At 70.4% G+C, this 17,922-nt stretch carries 12 protein-coding genes; 1 reads left to right on the top strand and 11 read right to left on the bottom strand.

The features are described 5' to 3' along the window. Positions 1 to 473 precede the first annotated feature (473 nt). The gene (locus AB0M52_RS13955) at positions 474 to 2,093 is read left to right on the top strand and encodes an alpha-glucuronidase (RefSeq protein WP_363953102.1); all 1,620 of its coding nucleotides are present in this window, start codon (positions 474 to 476) and stop codon (positions 2,091 to 2,093) included. Between the two features lie 40 nt (positions 2,094 to 2,133). On the opposite strand, the gene AB0M52_RS13950 is transcribed toward AB0M52_RS13955, so the two are convergent. From AB0M52_RS13950 to AB0M52_RS13900, 11 genes are all read right to left on the bottom strand, one after another. Continuing rightward, positions 2,134 to 2,958: a BPL-N domain-containing protein gene (locus tag AB0M52_RS13950; RefSeq protein WP_363953098.1), complete on the bottom strand. Its 825-nt coding sequence runs from the start codon at positions 2,956 to 2,958 to the stop codon at positions 2,134 to 2,136. A 28-nt stretch (positions 2,959 to 2,986) separates the two neighbouring features. Then, a complete protein-coding gene (locus AB0M52_RS13945; protein WP_363953096.1) occupies positions 2,987 to 4,324 on the bottom strand; it encodes a heparan-alpha-glucosaminide N-acetyltransferase domain-containing protein in 1,338 nt (445 codons plus the stop codon). Continuing rightward, positions 4,321 to 4,980: a BPL-N domain-containing protein gene (locus tag AB0M52_RS13940; protein WP_363953094.1), complete on the bottom strand. Its 660-nt coding sequence runs from the start codon at positions 4,978 to 4,980 to the stop codon at positions 4,321 to 4,323. Before AB0M52_RS13940 ends, AB0M52_RS13945 begins: the two co-directional genes overlap by 4 nt. Continuing rightward, positions 4,980 to 5,789, bottom strand: coding sequence for an arginine deiminase-related protein (locus tag AB0M52_RS13935; protein ID WP_363953092.1), 810 nt, complete (start codon positions 5,787 to 5,789; stop codon positions 4,980 to 4,982). The genes AB0M52_RS13940 and AB0M52_RS13935 overlap by 1 nt, the downstream gene beginning before the upstream one ends. A 75-nt stretch (positions 5,790 to 5,864) precedes the next feature. Next, positions 5,865 to 9,791, bottom strand: a complete 3,927-nt coding sequence (locus AB0M52_RS13930) for a Pls/PosA family non-ribosomal peptide synthetase (RefSeq protein WP_363953090.1) — start codon at positions 9,789 to 9,791, stop codon at positions 5,865 to 5,867. Between the two features lie 341 nt (positions 9,792 to 10,132). Further along, positions 10,133 to 12,160, bottom strand: a complete 2,028-nt coding sequence (locus AB0M52_RS13925; RefSeq protein WP_363953088.1) for a beta-galactosidase — start codon at positions 12,158 to 12,160, stop codon at positions 10,133 to 10,135. Further along, complete coding sequence (locus tag AB0M52_RS13920) at positions 12,157 to 12,840, bottom strand: DUF624 domain-containing protein (RefSeq protein ID WP_363953086.1); 684 nt, start codon at positions 12,838 to 12,840, stop codon at positions 12,157 to 12,159. The genes AB0M52_RS13925 and AB0M52_RS13920 overlap by 4 nt, the downstream gene beginning before the upstream one ends. Then, positions 12,837 to 14,348: a xylan 1,4-beta-xylosidase gene (locus AB0M52_RS13915; RefSeq protein ID WP_363953084.1), complete on the bottom strand. Its 1,512-nt coding sequence runs from the start codon at positions 14,346 to 14,348 to the stop codon at positions 12,837 to 12,839. The genes AB0M52_RS13920 and AB0M52_RS13915 overlap by 4 nt, the downstream gene beginning before the upstream one ends. A 74-nt stretch (positions 14,349 to 14,422) precedes the next feature. After that, complete coding sequence (locus AB0M52_RS13910) at positions 14,423 to 16,060, bottom strand: extracellular solute-binding protein (protein WP_363953082.1); 1,638 nt, start codon at positions 16,058 to 16,060, stop codon at positions 14,423 to 14,425. Between the two features lie 46 nt (positions 16,061 to 16,106). Further along, positions 16,107 to 16,979, bottom strand: a complete 873-nt coding sequence (locus AB0M52_RS13905) for a carbohydrate ABC transporter permease (RefSeq protein WP_363953080.1) — start codon at positions 16,977 to 16,979, stop codon at positions 16,107 to 16,109. Further along, positions 16,976 to 17,917, bottom strand: a complete 942-nt coding sequence (locus tag AB0M52_RS13900) for an ABC transporter permease subunit (protein ID WP_363953100.1) — start codon at positions 17,915 to 17,917, stop codon at positions 16,976 to 16,978. Before AB0M52_RS13900 ends, AB0M52_RS13905 begins: the two co-directional genes overlap by 4 nt. Between the last annotated feature and the right edge of the window lie 5 nt (positions 17,918 to 17,922).

The following is a 17,922-nucleotide window of genomic DNA, read 5'->3' as shown; positions in this document are numbered from 1 at the left end:
CACCACCCGCGGCCCCGGCACCGACAACGTCACCTCGGGCCGCCCGCCGTCTACCGTCACCCGGTGCAGCGCGAAATCCTCCACCGGCACCGGCCGGCGCGAGCCCGACCGCCGCCCAGGCCGGCGCGAGCCCGACCGCCGCCCAGGCCGGCGCGAGCCCGACCGCCGCCCAGGCCGGCGCGAGCCCGACCGCCGCCCAGGCCGGCGCGGCCGAGGCAGCCGCGCGGCCGGGTTGGACCGTGGCCGCCGACCCGGGGCCGCTCGGGGTCAACGTCGACGCGGCTCGGGCCGACCTCGACGCGGCCGGGGGCGGGCCACTCGGCCCGGAAGGTTTCGCGTTGGTCCGTCCCGGTCAGGTCACGGTGGTGCTGGCCGACGATCCGGCCGGGCTTCTCTACGGACTGTTCCAGGTGGTCCGACTCGGCGAGGCGGCGTTCGGGCCACCGCATCCGGCTCGGGTGCACCGGCCGGCGATGCGTCGGCGGATGCTCGACCACTGGGACAACGTCGACGTGCACCCGGTGATGGGGCAGGTCGAGCGGGGCTACGCCGGCGGGTCGATCTTCTGGCGGGCCGGGCAACCCCGGCGCGACCGGGACCGGGTACGGGCGTACGGGCGGCTGCTGGCCGCGTGCGGCGTCAACGCGGTGTCGGTGAACAACGTCAACGTGCACGCCACCGAGGCGCGGCTGCTGACCGACCGGCTCGACGAGGTCGCCGAGATCGCCGACCTGCTGCGGCCGTACGGCATCCGGGTGCACCTGTCGGTCACCTTCGCCGCGCCCGTCGTGCTCGGCGGCCTGCCCACCGCCGACCCGCTGGACGACGCGGTGCGGGCATGGTGGGCCGAGACCACCCGGCGGGTGTACGCCCGCATCCCCGACTTCGGCGGGTATGTGGTGAAGGCCGACTCGGAGGGGCAGCCCGGCCCGTTCAGCTACGGCCGCGACCACGCCGACGGGGCGAACCTGCTGGCCGGGCCGCTGCAACCGTACGGGGGCGTGGTGCACTGGCGGGCCTTCGTCTACAACCACCGGCAGGACTGGCGCGACCGCTCGACCGACCGCGCCCGCGCGGCCCACGACCATTTCGCCCCGCTCGACGGCCGGTTCCGGGACAACGTCATCGTGCAGGTCAAGCACGGCCCGATGGACTTCCAGACCCGGGAGCCGGTCTCGCCGGTGATCGCGGCCATGCCCGGCACCCGGCTGGCGGTGGAGTTCCAGGTGACCCAGGAGTACACCGGTCAGCAGCGGCACGTCTGCTACCTGGCCCCCTGGTGGAGTGAGCTGCTGCGGTTCGCCCCCTGGGGCGACGACGGGCGGACCGTCGCCGACGTGGCCGCCGACGGCGGCGGCCTGGTCGCGGTGTCCAACGTGGGCGACGACCGGTTCTGGACCGGGCATCCGCTGGCCCAGGCCAACCTGTACGCCTTCGGCCGGCTCGCCTGGGATCCGGGGCTGCGCCCCGAGACGGTGCTGGACGAGTGGCTCGACCTGACCTTCGACCCGGCGGCGTCGGCCGACCCCGACCTGCTGCGGCGGACGCTGCACCAGATCATGGACGACTCGTGGCGCAGCTACGAGCGGTACACCGCCCCGCTGGGCGTGGGCTTCATGGTCCGCCCCGGGCACCACTACGGCCCCGACGTCGACGGGTACGAGTACACCCCGTGGGGCACCTACCACTTCGCCGACCGTGACGGCGTGGGCGTGGACCGTACCCGCGCCACCGGCACCGGCTTCACCGGCCAGTACCCGCCGCCGTGGTCCGAGGCGTACGAGTCGCTCGCCGCCTGCCCCGATGAGCTGCTGCTCTTCTTCCACCACGTGCCGTACGGGCATGTGCTGCGCAGCGGTGGCACGGTCATCCAGCACATCTACGACACCCACTTCGACGGGGTACGTGAGGTCGAGGCGATGTGCCGGCGGTGGGAGTGGCTCGCCGGGCTGGTCGACCCGGCCGTGCACGCCCGGGTCACCGAGCGCCTGGCCGAGCAGCTGCGCTGCGCCCAGGAGTGGCGCGACCAGGTCAACGCCTACTTCCACCGCAAGTCCGGCGTACCCGACGCCCACGGCCGCCCGCTGCACTGACCCGGCGCCGGACACCCGTGCCGAGGCTCCCGAACCGTCGTCAGCCCCCGTCAGACGCCGCAGTCCCAGCGTCCATTGTGCTTCGTACCAGGTCATGGCCCAGGTCGAATCGGATGCCGTCCGGGTTGGTGAGTTCTTTCTCGGCATACCATGACCGGTCGGCTTCAGGGTGGGGGCCCACGAGCCCGACACCCCCGGCGCCGAAGGTGGTGACGACGGCAGCTGCTGCCCCGGTGTCGTAGGTCGCGAGCACGGTGCCCGGCACTCCCGCACGCAGCTCCAGCGTGGGTCCGTCCTGAAAGAACATGTACCGCGTCCGGCCGCGCCACCGAACCGGAATCACCGTGTCGTCGATGCTGTCGACGCTCGCCCCGTCGGTGCGGATGTACTGGTCGACCTTGCCGTCGAGCAGCCCGAAGCCAGGCCGGGCGCCGGCAAGGTACGCCCCGAGGCAGAAGCCGAGGTAGTGGCCGCCGTCGTGGACGAAGTTCCGGATCTCCTCAGCGTGGTCGCGCAACTGCCGCCAGGCTGGAGTGACGTTGTCGCCGCCGGGTTGGGCGTAGATCACCGCCTCGGCCAGTGTGCTCCGCGATATCTGCCGCTGCTCGCCCGGGCCGCAGTACTCGGTGCGAAACGGCGTCGGTGCGCTGCGCAGGAGGGCGGCCACCGCCTCCGCGCAGCCGGAGCAGGCGGCCGGGCCTCGGTAGACCAGTGCCAGCGGCCGCTCGCGGCCCGCGGAGACCGCCGACAGGCCGGCCCACCCCAGCGCGGCCAGGGTGCCGGCAGCGCCGATACCGACTATCAGCCGCCGCCGATTGAGTTGCCGCGTCTGGCCGAGCAGTAGGCCCAGGCTGGTCCGTCTCATGTCGCTCCGCCTCTGGTCAGCCGCGGTGCTACTTGATTGGTTGCAGGTCGGTCGAGTCGCGGCCGGCGCGCGGCGCTTCCTCCCAGTGACTCGACAGGCGGGAGGGGTAAGGCCCGGCTCTCCGGGTGGCCAGGCGTCGAGCGCCGCGGGACAGCACCATCGCGAGCCCCTCCAGCGGACCACGACCCGCAGTGGCTGACCAGGCGGTCCCGAGCAGGAGGACGGCCAGGACCTGCACGAGGTATCCGGTCATGGGCGCGAAGGTGTCGAGGTGGGAGTTGATGAACATGATGTGGGCGGTGTAGAGCGTCAGCGTCATGCTGCCGGCCGCCGCCAGGGGAATCAGCAGGACGCGGATCATCCGCCGCGGGACGGGCCGTGCGACGCGGGCGGCGAGCAGGATGACTGCGAGCATGGCGATCGCGCTGCCGGTCGTGCCGACCAGGGCGGGCGGCGTGGTGGTGTGCGGCGCGTCGACCGCGAGCCACCACCAGGTCGAGGTAGGTGTGCTGCCGTCCCCGCCGAACGTGAGGAATGCCGTTGTCTCCGCCGAGGTCAGTCCGCTCTTCGGCTGGGTGGACCAGATCTGCCGCAAGCCGTCGTACCGGTTCAGCAACACCCATGAGGCCACCGACGCCGCGACGGCGAGCGTGACTCCGGTCAGGAGCAGCGAGAGGATCACTCTCAGCCGGGTCAGGGTCAGCCGCCCGATGACCAGTCCGGCGCACAGGTACGCCAGCCACGCGATCGCCGGATACTCTCCCGTGACCGCCAACTCGGTGAGAAGCGCGCCGGCGTCGTTGACGAGGTGTGCGAATTCCGGGTTCTGGTAGGTCGGTTCTGGTAGCTGCGGCAGCAGGATCTGGCGGAGTGCGGGAACTCCGGCAGCCACGGCCAGGAAGGCGAACGCGATCAGCCAGGTCGGCAGGAACACCAGCGGGATCGCCAGCAGGAACATCATCGCGTAGCTGGGCAGAATCACCGACGCCAGGGAGGCGTCGGTGTAGCCCAGTGCCAGGCCGATCGTGCCGATGAGCAGAGCTCGGACGACGAGCGCTGCCACCGGACCCGAGCCGGCGGTCAGGCGGACCCGCCGCCGACCGGTGAGGAACGCGATCCCGACCCCGGTCAGCACGGCGAACAGGGCAGCCGCCCGCCCCTGGAAGATCGTGAACGACCAGCTCGGTCGCCCTGCGGCGTCCGACTCGTACAGCGAATGCACGGCGATCATGCCGAACAACGCCACGCCCCGGGCGGCGTCCACACCGAGCAGCCGCGATCGCCTGGTCGGCGGGCCCGCCGTCACGGGGGGCCCGCCGGTGGCCCCTTCGTGGGCGGCGTGGCCGAGATGGACGGTATGGCTCATCGCCTCATCACCGCATCGACCAGGTCGTTGCCGAGATCCGTGCCGAGCCGTCCGGCGACCTGCAACCCGGCATCGATGTACCAGTCGTCGGTGGCTTCGGGATGGGGGCCGACGACGGCCACCCGGCCGGCACCGAAGCGGGTGACCATCGCGGCGATCTTGCCGTTGGGATAGGTCGCGAGGACGTCGGCCTCGGCGTTGGGTCGCAGCCGGAAGTACGGGCCGTCCTGGAAGAAGAGGGTCCGCCGCCGGCCGCGCCAGGTGATCCGGACGACGGTGTCGTCCTCGGAGTCCACGGTTGCGGCGGGGGAGGCGATGTACTGGTCGGTGTCCCCGGGCAGGAGGGCGAAGCCGGGGGTGGCCCCGGCGAGGTAGCCGCCGAGGCAGATCCCCAGGTACCGCCCACCGGAGTGGACGAAGTGCCGGATCTCGTCGCGGTGATGCTTCAGGTGCCGGTAGCCCCGCTTCAGCGTGCCGCCGCCGGGCTGGGCGTAGAGCGCCGCCCGGGCCAGGGCCTGGGCGGTCAGCGGCAGGTCCTCGTCCGGGCCGACGTACCGGACGTCGAAGCCCCACCGGCTGGACTTGAGCAATGCTGCCACCGCCTCGGGGCAGCCGGGCAGCGTCGCCGGTCCTCGGTAGACGAGTGCGACGGCCATCACGGCCTCGCAGGCAGCGGGCAGTCGAGGGTCAGCGCGGTGCAGCGGACTCCACCCCCGCCCTTCGCGAGCTCCGCCGTGTCGAGTTCGACGACCCGCAGACCGCGTTCCCGCAACGCGGCCGCCAGCCGGGGTGCCCCCTTGGTCATGGTCACGGTGGTGCCGTCACTGATCAGGTTGAGCGCGAAGCGGGCCGCCTCCTGGACATCGACTTCGATCAGGTCCAGGCCGAGTCCGCGCAGGCGCCGGCGGCTCGGCTCGTCGAGGGCCGGTGGGCAGTAGGCGAGCGTGCGCCCGGGCTCGACGACGCCGACCGCCAGGTCGAGGTCGTACCAACGCGGGCTCACCGTCCGTAGCGGCACCACCTGGTAGTCCAACTCCCGCGCGAGCAGGCCGTGCATCCGCCGGTCGGTGCGCTGTCCGTAGCCGGCGAGCAGCAGGTCACCGCAGGCCAGCGCGTCGCCCTGCCCGCTGAACGGGTACGGCGCCTCGAGGACGTCGAAGTCGTTGTTGATCAGCCACTCCTGGAAGTACGGCAGCTCGGCCTTGCGCTCTGGTGGTGGTGCCCCCAACACGGCCCGGTTGCCCCGCACCACCGCGGAGTTCGCCGTGAAGACCATGTCCGGGCACTCCGGCGCAGACGCCACGTACTCGATGCGACGGCCGGCCGCTCGGTGTGCGGCGATGATTCCCTCATGCTCGGCCACCGCTGCCGCCTGATCGGGCTGCACCTCGGTGTGCATGTACGGGTTGATCTCGTAGTCGACTCGGTAGTGAGCGGCGTCGGAAACCAGCAGCGCCTTGTTCATTGCGCGGTCTTTCCCTTCAAATGAGTGAAGATTGGACAGGATCGGGCTGTGCGGTGTGCGGCCGTGCGGTGGGCGTCAGGCCGCCAGTTGTTCGGCGGGGTCACGGGTGAGCACTCCTTGGGCGGGGATCCCGCGCCACCGGGTCCCGGGAGTCAGGTGTTCGCCCTTCATCAGGAGCGAGAGCGAGCCCAGGCTGACGTCGTCGCCGACGACGGCGTCGTAGAGCACGATGGCGCGGGTGCCGATCGTGGCGCCGACGCCGACGGTGACGACCGACATCTTCATCACCCGGTCCTCGAACAGGTGGGTCTGCAACGACGCGTCGGTGCCCACGGTCGCGTCGTCGCCGATCTCGACCAGGTCGAACTCGGTGAGGTAGGTGGTGCCGATCCAGGTGCGTCTGCCGACGCGCACCCCGAACCAGCGCAGCACCGGCGGCAGGAACGGCGTTCCGACCAGGAGCCCGACGCCGGCGGGCACGGCTGCGGCCTCGTACATGCCGGTGACGAACTCGGTGCGCCGGACGAAGTCGCTCCAGAGTGGTTCCACGCGGGGGCGGTAGGTGCCGATGATGTTCCGCTTGGTCGCTGCGCAGAAGGCGATCACCGCGACGCTGGACATCATCGCGACGAACGGCGACACCAGCGCCGGCACGAGCAGGTCCCGTCCGTTGGCGAGCCAGGACAGCGCGAGGAGGTAGAGGTAGAAGCTGGCGCCGAGCACCGAGGCGGGCAGGGTGACGCGGAAGGACTCGACAAAGAGCCGGCGGGCCACCACGACGCGGGGCGGACGGAACGTCTGTTCCTCGGAGAACGAGCCGCTGCTCTGGCGTACCGGCAGGTGCATCGCCGGTGAGCCCAACCAGGACGTGCCCTTCGGGACACCGCCGTCGGGTGGCAGCGTGCCGACGCCGACCAGGGAGCCGTCGCCCATCACGGTGCCGGCCGGCACGAACGCGGCGTTCCCGACGAAGGCTCGGCTACCGACCGTGGTGGGCAGGAATGCCACCCGGCCGTTGGCGAACGTCGCGGCGCCGAGGCTGGCCATGTCCGCGACGAAGCTCTCCGATCCCAGCGTGAGCAGGTCCGGGTCCAGGTGCGCGGCGGTGGAGACCTCGGCACCGGGACCGACCCGGGCACCCAGCAGTCGCAGCCAGGGTCCGGTGTAGAGGGTCGCGTAGAGCGAGTTGGTGAACGTCAGGCTGAACTCGAGCAGCTTGTCGGCGATCCACTTGCGTACGCCGAGCATCGAGTGCACCCGGTGGTGGACGCCGACCGGTACCCGTGGCAGCACGAGGCGCTTGCCGGCGGCGACCAGCACGCAGACGGTGAGCACGTAGACGATCCCGGCCGGAATGGTCGCGATCAGGCCGGCCAACAGGCCGTGGCTCAGCAGCACCCACCAGACCAGCACCACGCTGGGCAGGACCATCGCGATCGCCCCGAGTTCGAGGCCGATCAGACCGACCAGGGCGGCGGCGACGTGGTGCAGGCGCCAGCCGTGCCGTAGCCGGCGGTAGCTGAGCATGGCTTCGACGGTGGGGGCGAGTCGCTCGGTCGGAGCCGGCGGTGAACCCGCCCAGCGCGCTCCGGGTGGCACCGCGTCGCCCTGGACGAGGACCGACTGCTCGCCGAGGCCGGCGTTCGCCCCGACCGAAGCGCCGGTCTCGAGAACTGCGTTCGCACCGACGAAGGCATTCGGCCCGACCGTGATCCGCCCGATCACGACCCACCCGTCCTCCGCCCGCCACGGACGCAGCGAAGCGCCGTACCCGATCGAGGCGCCCCGTTCGACGGAGATCAACGTCGGCAGACTGATCGCGCTGGTCGCGATCATGGTCCGGCGTCCGATCCTGGCGCCGAGCAACCGGAGGTAGGTGGCCATCAGCGGAGAACCGCTGAGCACGGCGAGCGGCCCGATGGCCAGCAGGACATTCAACGCCCAGAGCCGAACATAGGTCGGCCCCCACAGGCGGTACCGGCCGGGCCGGATGCCCACGGCCAACGGCCGGGCCAGCAGCACCGGCAGCAGCCACCGCACCCCGAGATAGCTGAGCAGGATCGCGACCATCAGCTCCGCGAGCACGCGGGTCGACACGAAACCGTCGTTGCGGGTGTAGACGTAGGAGACGGGTAACGTGACGGCCAGCAACAGCAGGTAGATCACCGTCCCCTGGCCGAACCCGGCCAGGGCGATGCGCCGGCTGCGGTGCCGCAGCAGGGCGCCCCGAGGCGGAGCGGTCGACCCTGGCACCCGCTGGGCGGCGGCAAGATGAGCTGCCATGCCGCGTACGGTCGGATTCGCGTACAGGTCACGGACCGCGGGGCTCAGGCCCACCTCGCGGGCGCGCAGCAACGACACGACCCGCGCCGCGAGCAGCGAATGCCCCCCGAGGTCGGTGAAGAAGTCCGCCTCGACCGAGAGCGCCTCGGGCTGGATGCCGAACGCCTCAGCCCACGCCGCACGTACCTGTTCCTCCAGCTCGCCTGCGGCGGCCACGACCGGGCCGATGGCGCGGGTGAGACGGCGGGTCGGCGCGGGCAGCCGTTTCCGGTCGACCTTGCCGCTGGGCATGGTCGGCAGCGCCGTGACGATGTCCAGGAAGGACGGCACCATGTAGCCGGGCAGCCGGGTCTGCAGGGTCTGGCAGAGCCGGGCGGTCAGTTCCTCCCGCCCACCCGCATCGCCGTCGTGCGGTACGAGGTAGACGGCCAACTCGCGGGGGGCGTCCGGGCCGTCGGCGACCGGGACGAGCACCGCCACGGCCTCGGCCACCGCGGGGTCCTCCAGTAGCACGCTTTCTATCTCACCGAGGTCCACCCGGTGACCACGGATCTTGACCTCGGAATCCGCCCGGCCGAGGTACTCGATCTCGCCGTCGGCAGTGAGCCGACCCAGGTCGCCGGTGCGGTAGAGCCGACTGCCGGGTGGTGCCAACGGATGTTCGATGAACCGGTCGGCGGTCAGGTCAGGGCGCCCGACGTACCCGCGCGCCACCCCCGCACCGCCGATGCAGATCTCGCCGACCTCGCCGTCGGCGACCGGCCGCCGCCGCTCGTCCAGCAGCACCACCGAGTAGGTCGGCAGGGGCCGCCCGATGGTGACCGGCCGTCCGGGGAGTAGTTCCGCCCAGGTCGCGGTCACCGTCGCCTCGGTCGGCCCATAGGTGTTGAGGATCCGCCGACCGGGGCGGCTCCACCGCTCGACCAGTTGCCCCGGGCAGGCCTCACCGCCGACGTACAGGTTCCGGATTCGGGGCAGGTCGCGGGGAATCGTGGCCAGCAGCGTCGGCACGCAGTAGAAGGCGGTGATGCCGGCCCCGTCCAGGAAGTCCGCCAGCTCTGCGCCGAGACGGCGGGAGTCGTTGGGCCCCGCCACCAGCGTCGCCCCGACCGACCACGTCGGCCAGACCTCCTCGATCGCGAAGTCGAACGCGATCGTCATGCCCTGGTAGACCCGATCGGTCGGCCGCACGTCGTACACGCCGGGCACCACGTCGAGGAAGTTGCAGATGCTCGACTGCGCAACCTCCACACCCTTGGGTCGACCGCTGGACCCGGAGGTGTAGATCACGTAGGCGGTGGGGTCCGGGATGCCGTCCCGCCCGAGATCCGGCCGGTCGCTCGGCACCGCGGTCAGGTCTGCGGCACACTCGTCGATGACGAGAGCGCGCCGGTTACCCACGCGGTCGGCGAGCGCCGAGGAGGTCAACACCAACTCGACATCGGAATCCTCGGCTATGTAGGCGACCCGGTCGGCGGGGGACTCGGGGTCGATCGGCACGAAAGCCGCGCCGGCCTTCCCCACGCCCAGCAACGCCACGTACGTCTCGACCGAGCGCGGTAGCAGGATGGCGACCCGGGCGCCGCTCGCGACGCCGAGCGCCCGCAGGTGATGGGCCAGCCGATTGGCACGCTCGTCCAACTCGCGGTAGGTCAACAACTCGCTGCCGCACTCGAGTGCGAGGGCCGACGGAGTCCGGTCGCACGCCGACTCGAACACGTGGTGCAGCCGACGCGGACCCGCGACGATACGGAGGTCCTCGTCGGGAAGAGGGTCCGGCGGCAGCGGTGAGACGGACGTACTGGTGGAGCCTGACTGCTGCACGGAACCGCAAACCTCCTACGCCAACCACGCCCGGACCCACCCGTTGCCATCCAGCCACGACCGTGCGGACGCCAGCCGGTCACCGGGCAGGCGGCACAGGGATGTCCGACAAATCGAAGCCCACGGAATACACCCATACAGGCTCATATCTGCTGTAAGACCAGCAGAGCACCATGAAGGTAGCAAGCCTTCTCGTCGGGCGGTGACCAAACGCTGATTGACGCCGCAGTTAGTAGCTACTCCGCACGGACCACGAGGACCCCGTGGCCGTCGAGCCGCAGTGGTCTGCCGGACTCGACCCGGGTGCCGGTGAGCAGGTCGACGCCGCTGGCGGTGGCGGTCACCTGTACCGGCTCGGCGTCGTGGTTGAGCAGGAACAGCAGCCGCGTCCCGTCGGCGGTGACCCGCACCGCGGTCTCCAGGCCCGGCACGTCCGGGTACGGTCCGGTCAGGCCGTGGTGGTCGAGCACCTGCCGCACCACCCAGGACACCCCGGGCTGGTCCAGCGCCGTGCCGACGTACCAGCCGTGGCCGTCGCCGTACGCGTTGCGGGTGACCGCCGGGGTGCCGGCGTAGAAGTCGGCCTGGTAGCTGCCCAGCACCTCGGCGCCCTCGGCGATGACCAGCTCGAACACCAGCCGCGCGGCGACCTCGACCCGGTCGGCGCCGGCGCCCAGGCAGACCGGGTTGACCACGTCCGCGTCGCGGGCGTCCCACTCGTCGACCCGGACGCCCATCAGCGGCCCCAGCGGGCCGGGCACGTCCATCAGGTACGCGTTGCCGTCGACGTCCAACCGGCCGGACAGGAAGGTGGTCAGCACCGACCCGCCGCGCTCGGCCACCTGGGCCAACCGGTCGGCCAGGTCGTCCTTGACCAGGTGCAGGGCCGGGGCTACGACCACCTGGTAGCCGGAGAGGTCCGCGCCGACGCCGATCACGTCGACGTCCACCCCGGCCTCCCGCAGCGCGCGGTAGTAGGCCAGCACCACCTGCTGGTAGCGGACCAGCCGGGACGGGCCGTCGGAGATCTCCAGCGCCCACCAGCTGTCCCAGTCGAACAGCAACGCCACCCTTGCCGGGGTCCGCGCGCCCAGCGTCGCGCCGCCGAGCCGGCCCAGTTCCGCCCCGAGTTCGGCGACCTCCCGGAACACCCGGGTGTCGGCGCGGCCGGCGTGGCCGATGACCGCACCGTGGTACTTCTCGCACGCCCCACGCGACGCCCGTAGCTGGAAGAACAGCACCGCGTCCGCGCCGTGCGCGACCGCCTGCCAGCTCCACAGCCGCATCACCCCGGGCCGCTTGAGCGGGTTGACGTCCCGGCACGCCGTCATGCTCGGCGTCTGCTCCATCAACCAGAACGGCTGCCCGCCCTTCAGGCCCCGCATCAGGTCATGGCTCAGCGCCATCCAGTGTGGCGAGCTGTTGTCGGGTGGGTAGTTGTCCCACGAGACGAAGTCCAGGTGCTCCGCCCAGCGGTGATAGTCGATCGGCCGGTACATGCCCATGAAGTTGGTGGTCACCGGCAGGTCGCTGGACTCGCGGATCGCCGCCTTCTCGTCGCGGAAGTTGGTCAGCATCGCCTCGGACATGAACCGCCGGTAGTCGAGGGTGATGCCCTGGAAGGCGGTATGGTCCGGTCCGCGCCAGTGCTCGGTCAGCGCCGACGGTGGCTCGATCTCGTCCCAGTTGGTGAAGGTGTGCGACCAGAACGTGGTGTACCAGGCCGTGTTCAGCGCCGCCAGGGTGCCGTAGCGGTCGCGCAGCCACCCCCGGAAGCCCGCCGCGCACAGCTCGCAGTAGCAGGCCCCGCCGTACTCGTTGCCGACGTGCCAGGCCACCACCGACGGGTTGTCGGCGTAGCGGTCGGCCACCCGGCGCGCCAGCTCGGCCGACAGCCGGCGGAACACCGGCGAGCTGGGGCAGGAGTTGTGCCGTTGCCCGAACCGGTGCCGACGCCCCTCGAAGTCGACCCGGGTCACCTCCGGGTGGGCGCGGGCCAGCCACGCCGGGTGGGCTCCGGTGCCGGTGGCCAGACAGATCATCCGACCCTGCCTGGTGGCCCGTTCGACGATGCGGTCCAGCAGGGAGAAGTCGTACCCGTTCGGGGTCGGCTGGGTCAGCCCCCAGTCGAAGACGCCGAGGGTGACGGTGTCGATGCCGGCCAGGTCGAACAGCCGGTAGTCGTCGCCCCACACCGGCTCGGGCCACTGCTCCGGGTTGTAGTCGCCGCCGAACGGCACCTTCGGCGTGACCGGCAGACTCACGTCACGAACTCCTTCCGGATGGTGGCGATCATCGGTTCGCCGCCGCGGACCAGGGCCAGAGCCAACACCGAGCCGAGTGCGGCGAGCGCCGCCTCCGAGGCGACCAGGGTGAGCATCGTCGCCGCGACCAGCAGCAACGCGGTGCCGACCGCCACCACCGGGGTACGCAGCACGAAGTACCCGGCCAGCCGCACCACGTCGGGCAGCCGGAACGTGAACAGCGAGGTGATTACCAGCGCGTTGACCCCGACCACGGCCACCCCCGCACCGACCAGCACCAACGGCACCGCCCACCAGGCCGGGACCCCGGCGGCCGGCAGGTTGACCAGGTTCACCGCGATGACGGCCAGCCACACCAGCGTCGGCACCCAGACCAGCAGCGAGCCGGTCAGGTTCGCCCGGTAGCCACGCCAGAACAGCCGCCACGGGTGCAGGTCGGTCAGGTCGAGGCGCTGGCGGTGCAGCGCGTACACCGCGGCGGACAGCGCCGGGCCGAGCGGCGCCGCGCAGACGGCGACCAGCGGCAGGTTGCTCACGTGGCGCTCCAACGCGAACAGCGCGGCCAGGCCGGGCGCCGCGCAGAGCAGCAGCAACAACTCGACCACCAGCAGCGTGTAGACCAGCGCGGCCCCCCGCGACAGCGGCCCCTCGCCGAACTCACGCCGAGCCGCGGTGCTCACGCCGGCCCTCCGAGCAGGCGGCGCTCGTCCCACCACGGTGGTGTCTCGTCGGTCACCGGGGTGACCTCGGCCAGGGTCACCTCGTGCCGGGTCAGGTGCAGGTCCAGCTCGACGCGGCCGGCCACCACCGGCAACGACGCGTGCCGCCGGGCCGGCTCGGCGGCCTCCCGCAGCAGGTCGAGCTGGCGCGCGGTCGGCGAGGCCGGGCGGCCCAGCTCGCACCACGGCCGCCAGGCGTTGCCCGCCTCCTCGCTGACCGAGGAGCGCAGCAGGAAGGCGGTGCGGGCCGGGGCCACCGGCAGCGACAGGCGCACGGCGTGCCCGTCGACCGGGTCGCGGCCGGTGACGTCGACCGGTGCCCAGGCCAGCACGGTGACCCGCCCGGAGTCGTCGCGGGTGACCAGGTGGTCCGCGCCGCGGGCGAGCACCTGGTCGCCGAGCCGGCTCATGAACGCGTACAGGTGGTAGGTGGGTTTCTTGATCTGGCGGTGGGTGAGCAGGCCGAACCCGCCGTGGAACAGCGTGGTCGGCACCCCCTGCTCCTCGAACATGTCACTGAACGTCCAGTACGCGAAGGAGTCGACCAGGTCGCCGCCGGCGGCCAGCACCGGGGCGAGATAGGCGGCGTGGAACGCGGTGTCGTGGATCGGGTTGTCCGGCCGGTAGGAGGAGTTGAACTCGGTGACGTGCACCGGCAGTTCGGCGAGCGGGGTGCCGGCGAGCTGCCGGCGCGGGCTGGCGAACTGCTCCAGCAACCGGCCCGCCGGGGCCAGGGTCTGGTGCACGCCGAACGGCACGTGCTGCGCCGGCCCGGAGGTGTACGCGTGCCGGCTGACGAAGTCGACCGGCACCGACCGGTCGGTGACGAACTCGGCGAACCGGGGCAGCCAGTCGTCGCCGGCACCGGGGGAGAGCGCCGGACCGCCCACCTGGAGCGCGGCGTCCACCTCCTTGACCGCGTGCGCGGTCACCTCGTACAGCCGGTGGTAGGCGTCGGTGTCGGCATCCTGCCAGAAGTCGGTGAGGTCGGGTTCGTTCCACACCTCGATGGGCCAGCCGCGCACCTCGGCCAGGCCGTACCGGTCGACGAGGTGACCGACTGTGGCCCGGACCAGGTCGGCCCACTCGGTGTGCGAGCGGGGCGGGGTGACGTTGCCGCGCCACCAGAACACCGTCTGCTCGCCGCTGGCCAGGCCGGCGGGCATGAAGCCCAGCTCCAGAAACGGCCGGATGCCCAGTTCGAGGTACGCGTCGACGACCTGGTCGAGATAGGTGAAGTTGTGCCGGACGTGGCGCTCGCCCCGGTACTCGTACAGGCGGTGCACGCCGACGCCGTCGCTGAACAGCCCGTGCCCGCGGATGTGCCGGAAGCCGATCTCGCGTTGCAGGAGCGCGAGGGAGTCCTGGTAGTCGCGCCGCAGCGCCAGCTCGAACCGGCCGGTGCCGACGGCGAAGCGCCACGCGTCGGACAGCCGGCCAACGGGGTGTTCCGAAACGTTGCTGCGCATCGCCGTCCTCGTGCTCGATGCCTGCGGGGAGGTGGCCGGTCCGGTCGCGCCGACACGACCGGACCGGCCAGGTTCTAGCCGTTCGCCTGCTGGTAGCGGTCGTACGCCTCGGTGACCGTCTCCATGTAGGCGTCCATGTTCTTGCTCTTCAGCTCCGCCAGGTAGGCGTCCCACTGGGCGAAGTCACGCTGCCCGAGGATGAACTGGAGCGTGGCCTGGTAGACGTGGTCGCGCAGCGGGGTCTCCCAGAGCGACACCTGTTCCCGCTCCTCGTCGCGAAGCGGATACGGCGGCGGCGGCAACTTCGGCGTCCGGGCGTTCATCACCTGCTGGAACTCCTGCTCCTCCGGGGAGAAGAACGCCTGCACCAGTTCCGGGGTGCCGCCGTAGGCGAACACCCCGTTGTAGAAGCCGAAGTCCTTCTGCAGGTGCTTCGGGGCGTCGGGGTTCAGGCCGATGACGTTGACGTCCGGCGCGAGGGCGTGCTTGCCGGCGGCGTCCTTGGCGAAGGTGGTGCCCTCCACGCCCCACTTGGCGAACTCCTGGCCCGCGTCGGAGTACCACAGCCAGTCGACGAACTGCATCATCGCCACGAAGTTCTTGCTGTCCCGGGCCTTCGAGGAGATCATCATGCCGTTCTCCAGGCGGCTGGCCGGGTTGATCTCTCCGGCCGGCCCGACCGGCAGCGGGATCTTCGCGATCTTGGCCTTGGCGTTCTTCGCCAGGTCCGGCCGGTAGTCGTTGACCACGGCCTGGGCGTTGGCGCTAATCACGAAGGACTTGCCATTGGCGAGCTTCTGCCGGGCGGCGTCGTCGGTCTGGGTGAAGCTCTCCGGGTCGAGCAGCTTCTCGGCGACCAGCTTGTTGAGGTACTGCAACATCTGCTTGTACTTCTCGGTGGCGCCGGTGTACTCGAACTTCTTCGCCTCGGGGTCCCAGCTGACGTGCTGGAAGTTCCAGCCCGCCCCATCCAGCCCGTACGACACGGCCAGCAGGTTGAGCAGGTTGCCGGCCGGGTTGGGCTGGCTCCACCGGTCGGAGAACGGGTAGACGTCCGGATATTTCGCCTTCATCGCCTTGAGCACGGTGTAGAGGTCGTCCCAGGTCTTCGGGACCGCCAGGTTCAGCTCTTCGAGGATGTCCGTCCGCACCGCCAGCGAGTAGTCGTGCCAGGGCTTCTCGTGCAGACCGGGCAGCAGATAGAACTTTCCGTCCTCCTGCCGGAGCGTGTCGATCTCAGGCTTCAGGTTCCACTTCTCGATCTTGTCTTTGAGGTTTGGCATCAGGTCGAGGTAGTCGCTGACCGGCAGGATCGCCCCGGAGGAGACGAAGGTGTTCACGTCCGGCGGGTACGTCTTCGGGATGAGCAACGGCGCGTCACCGGCGCCGATCAGCAGGCTGCGCTTCTGGTTGTAGTCGCTCAGTGGCACGGCGACCGGGTCGAGCGTGACGTTGGTCCGCGAGGTCAGCTCCGACCAGAACAGCCAGTCGTTCTTCAGCGGATAGTTCGGGTGGTTGTTGTAGAGGACGGAGAAGGAGACCGGCTCGGTGGCCTTGAACTGCGTACCGGCGGCGTACTCGGCCATCGCGCCGACCCGGTTCTCCGACAGGTCCTGGGCATCGGACGGGTCGTCACTACAGGCGGCGATGCCGGTGACGGCGAGCAGAGCGGCGGCGGCTGTGGCAACGCGGCGCCACGGTCTGCGGGGCATGGCGGGTCCTTTCGGTTCGGTGGTGGGGGGCGGGTGGACACGCTGGCTAACCCTTGACCGCGCCGAGCATGATGCCGCGGACGAAGTACCGCTGGACGAAGGGGTAGACCAGGAGAATGGGCAGGGTGGTGAGCACGATGGTCACGGCCTTGAGAGTCGCCTCGGCCTGCACCTCGTTGGCCTCGGCGATCGCGCCGACGTTCTCCGCGCCGGTGGCACCGGCGATCAGGTTGCGCAGGTAGATGGTGACCGGCCAGAGTTCCTGCCGGTCCAGGTAGAGGAACGCGGCGAACCACGAGTTCCAGAAGGCCACCGCGTAGAACAGCACCATCGTGGCGACGATCGCCTTCGACAGCGGCAGCACGATCCGCAGCAGGATGCCGTACGTGTTCAGCCCGTCGACGGCCGCGGCCTCCTCCAACTCGACCGGCAGGCTCTCGAAGAACGCCTTCATCACCAGCAGGTTGAACACGTTGATCGCGTTGGGCAGCGCGATGGCCCAGACGCTGTTCTTCAGCCCCAGGCTGGTGACCAGCACGTAGTTGGGGATCAGCCCGCCGCTGAAGAACATGGTGAACACCGCGATGCCGACCAGCGCGGTGCGCCCCTTGAGGTGCTTCTTGGACAGCACGTACGCGTAGCAGGTGGTCAGCACGATCGAGATGACCGTGGCGGCGACGGTGTAGACCAGGGTGTTGCGGTAGTTCGTCCAGAACATCGAGTCGGACATCACCAGCCGGTAGGTGTCCAGGTTGAACCCACGCGGGACGAGGTTCACCTGACCGGAGATGATGTACGCTTCCTCGCTCATCGAACGGGCCACGATGTTGACGAACGGGTAGAGCGTCACCAGCACGACGAGAGTCAGGATGATCGCGTTGACCACCTGGAACACCCGGTAGCCGCGGGTCTGCCTCACCACAGGCTCGTCCCCACCGTGCGGCGGGCGATCAGGTTCGCCGACAGGACGAGGATCAACCCGATCACCGCCTCGAACAGCCCGATCGCGGCGGCGTAGCTGAAGTTGCTGGACCCGAAGCCCATCCGGAACAGGTACGTGGAGATCACGTCGGCGGTCGGATAGGTGAGCGGGTTGTAGAGCAGCAGGATCTTCTCGAAGCCGACGGCCATGAAGGTGCCGATGTTGAGGATCAGCAGCGTCACCATGGTCGGTCGGATGCCCGGCAGGGTGACGTGCCAGGTCTGCCGCCACCGGTTGGCGCCGTCTATCCGGGAGGCTTCGTACAGGTCGTCGTCGATGGTGGTGAGCGCGGCGAGGTAGAGGATGGTGCCCCAGCCGACGGTCTGCCAGACCTCCGAGGAGACGTAGATCGCCCGGAACCACTCGGGGCGTTGTAGGAACGGCACCGCCTCGCCGCCGGCCGCCCGCACCAGCTGGTTGATCGACCCGTCCATCGACAGCAGCTGCATGACCATGGCCGCCACGATCACGATGGACAGGAAGTGCGGCAGGTAGGACACCGACTGCACGAACCGCTTGAGCTTGCGGGCGCGTACCTCGTTGAGCAGCAGCGCGAGCACGATCGGCAGCGGGAAGCAGAACAGCAGGGTCAGCGCGCCCAGCACCAGCGTGTTGGTGAAGACGTTCCAGAAGGTGGGGTCGCTGAGGAACATCTTCACGTACCGCAGGCCGACCCAGTACTCGCCGAAGATGCTGCCGCCGGGCTGGAACCGGCGGAAGGCGATCACGTTGCCGAGCATCGGCAGATACCGGAACACCAGGAAGAACAGCAGCGGCAGGATCGCCAGCGAGTAGGTGGCCAACTCACCCGCACCCGGCCAGTTGAGCGCCTTGACGTACCTGCTGAGGACCTGCCACAGAACGCTCAGGAAGATGAACC

The sequence above is a fragment of the Micromonospora sp. NPDC051296 genome, assembly GCF_040682255.1.
GTDB classification, from domain to species: Bacteria; Actinomycetota; Actinomycetes; order Mycobacteriales; family Micromonosporaceae; genus Micromonospora; species Micromonospora craterilacus.
Note: the sequence above shows the minus strand (reverse complement) of the source record. Positions and strands in the feature narration are given on the sequence as shown.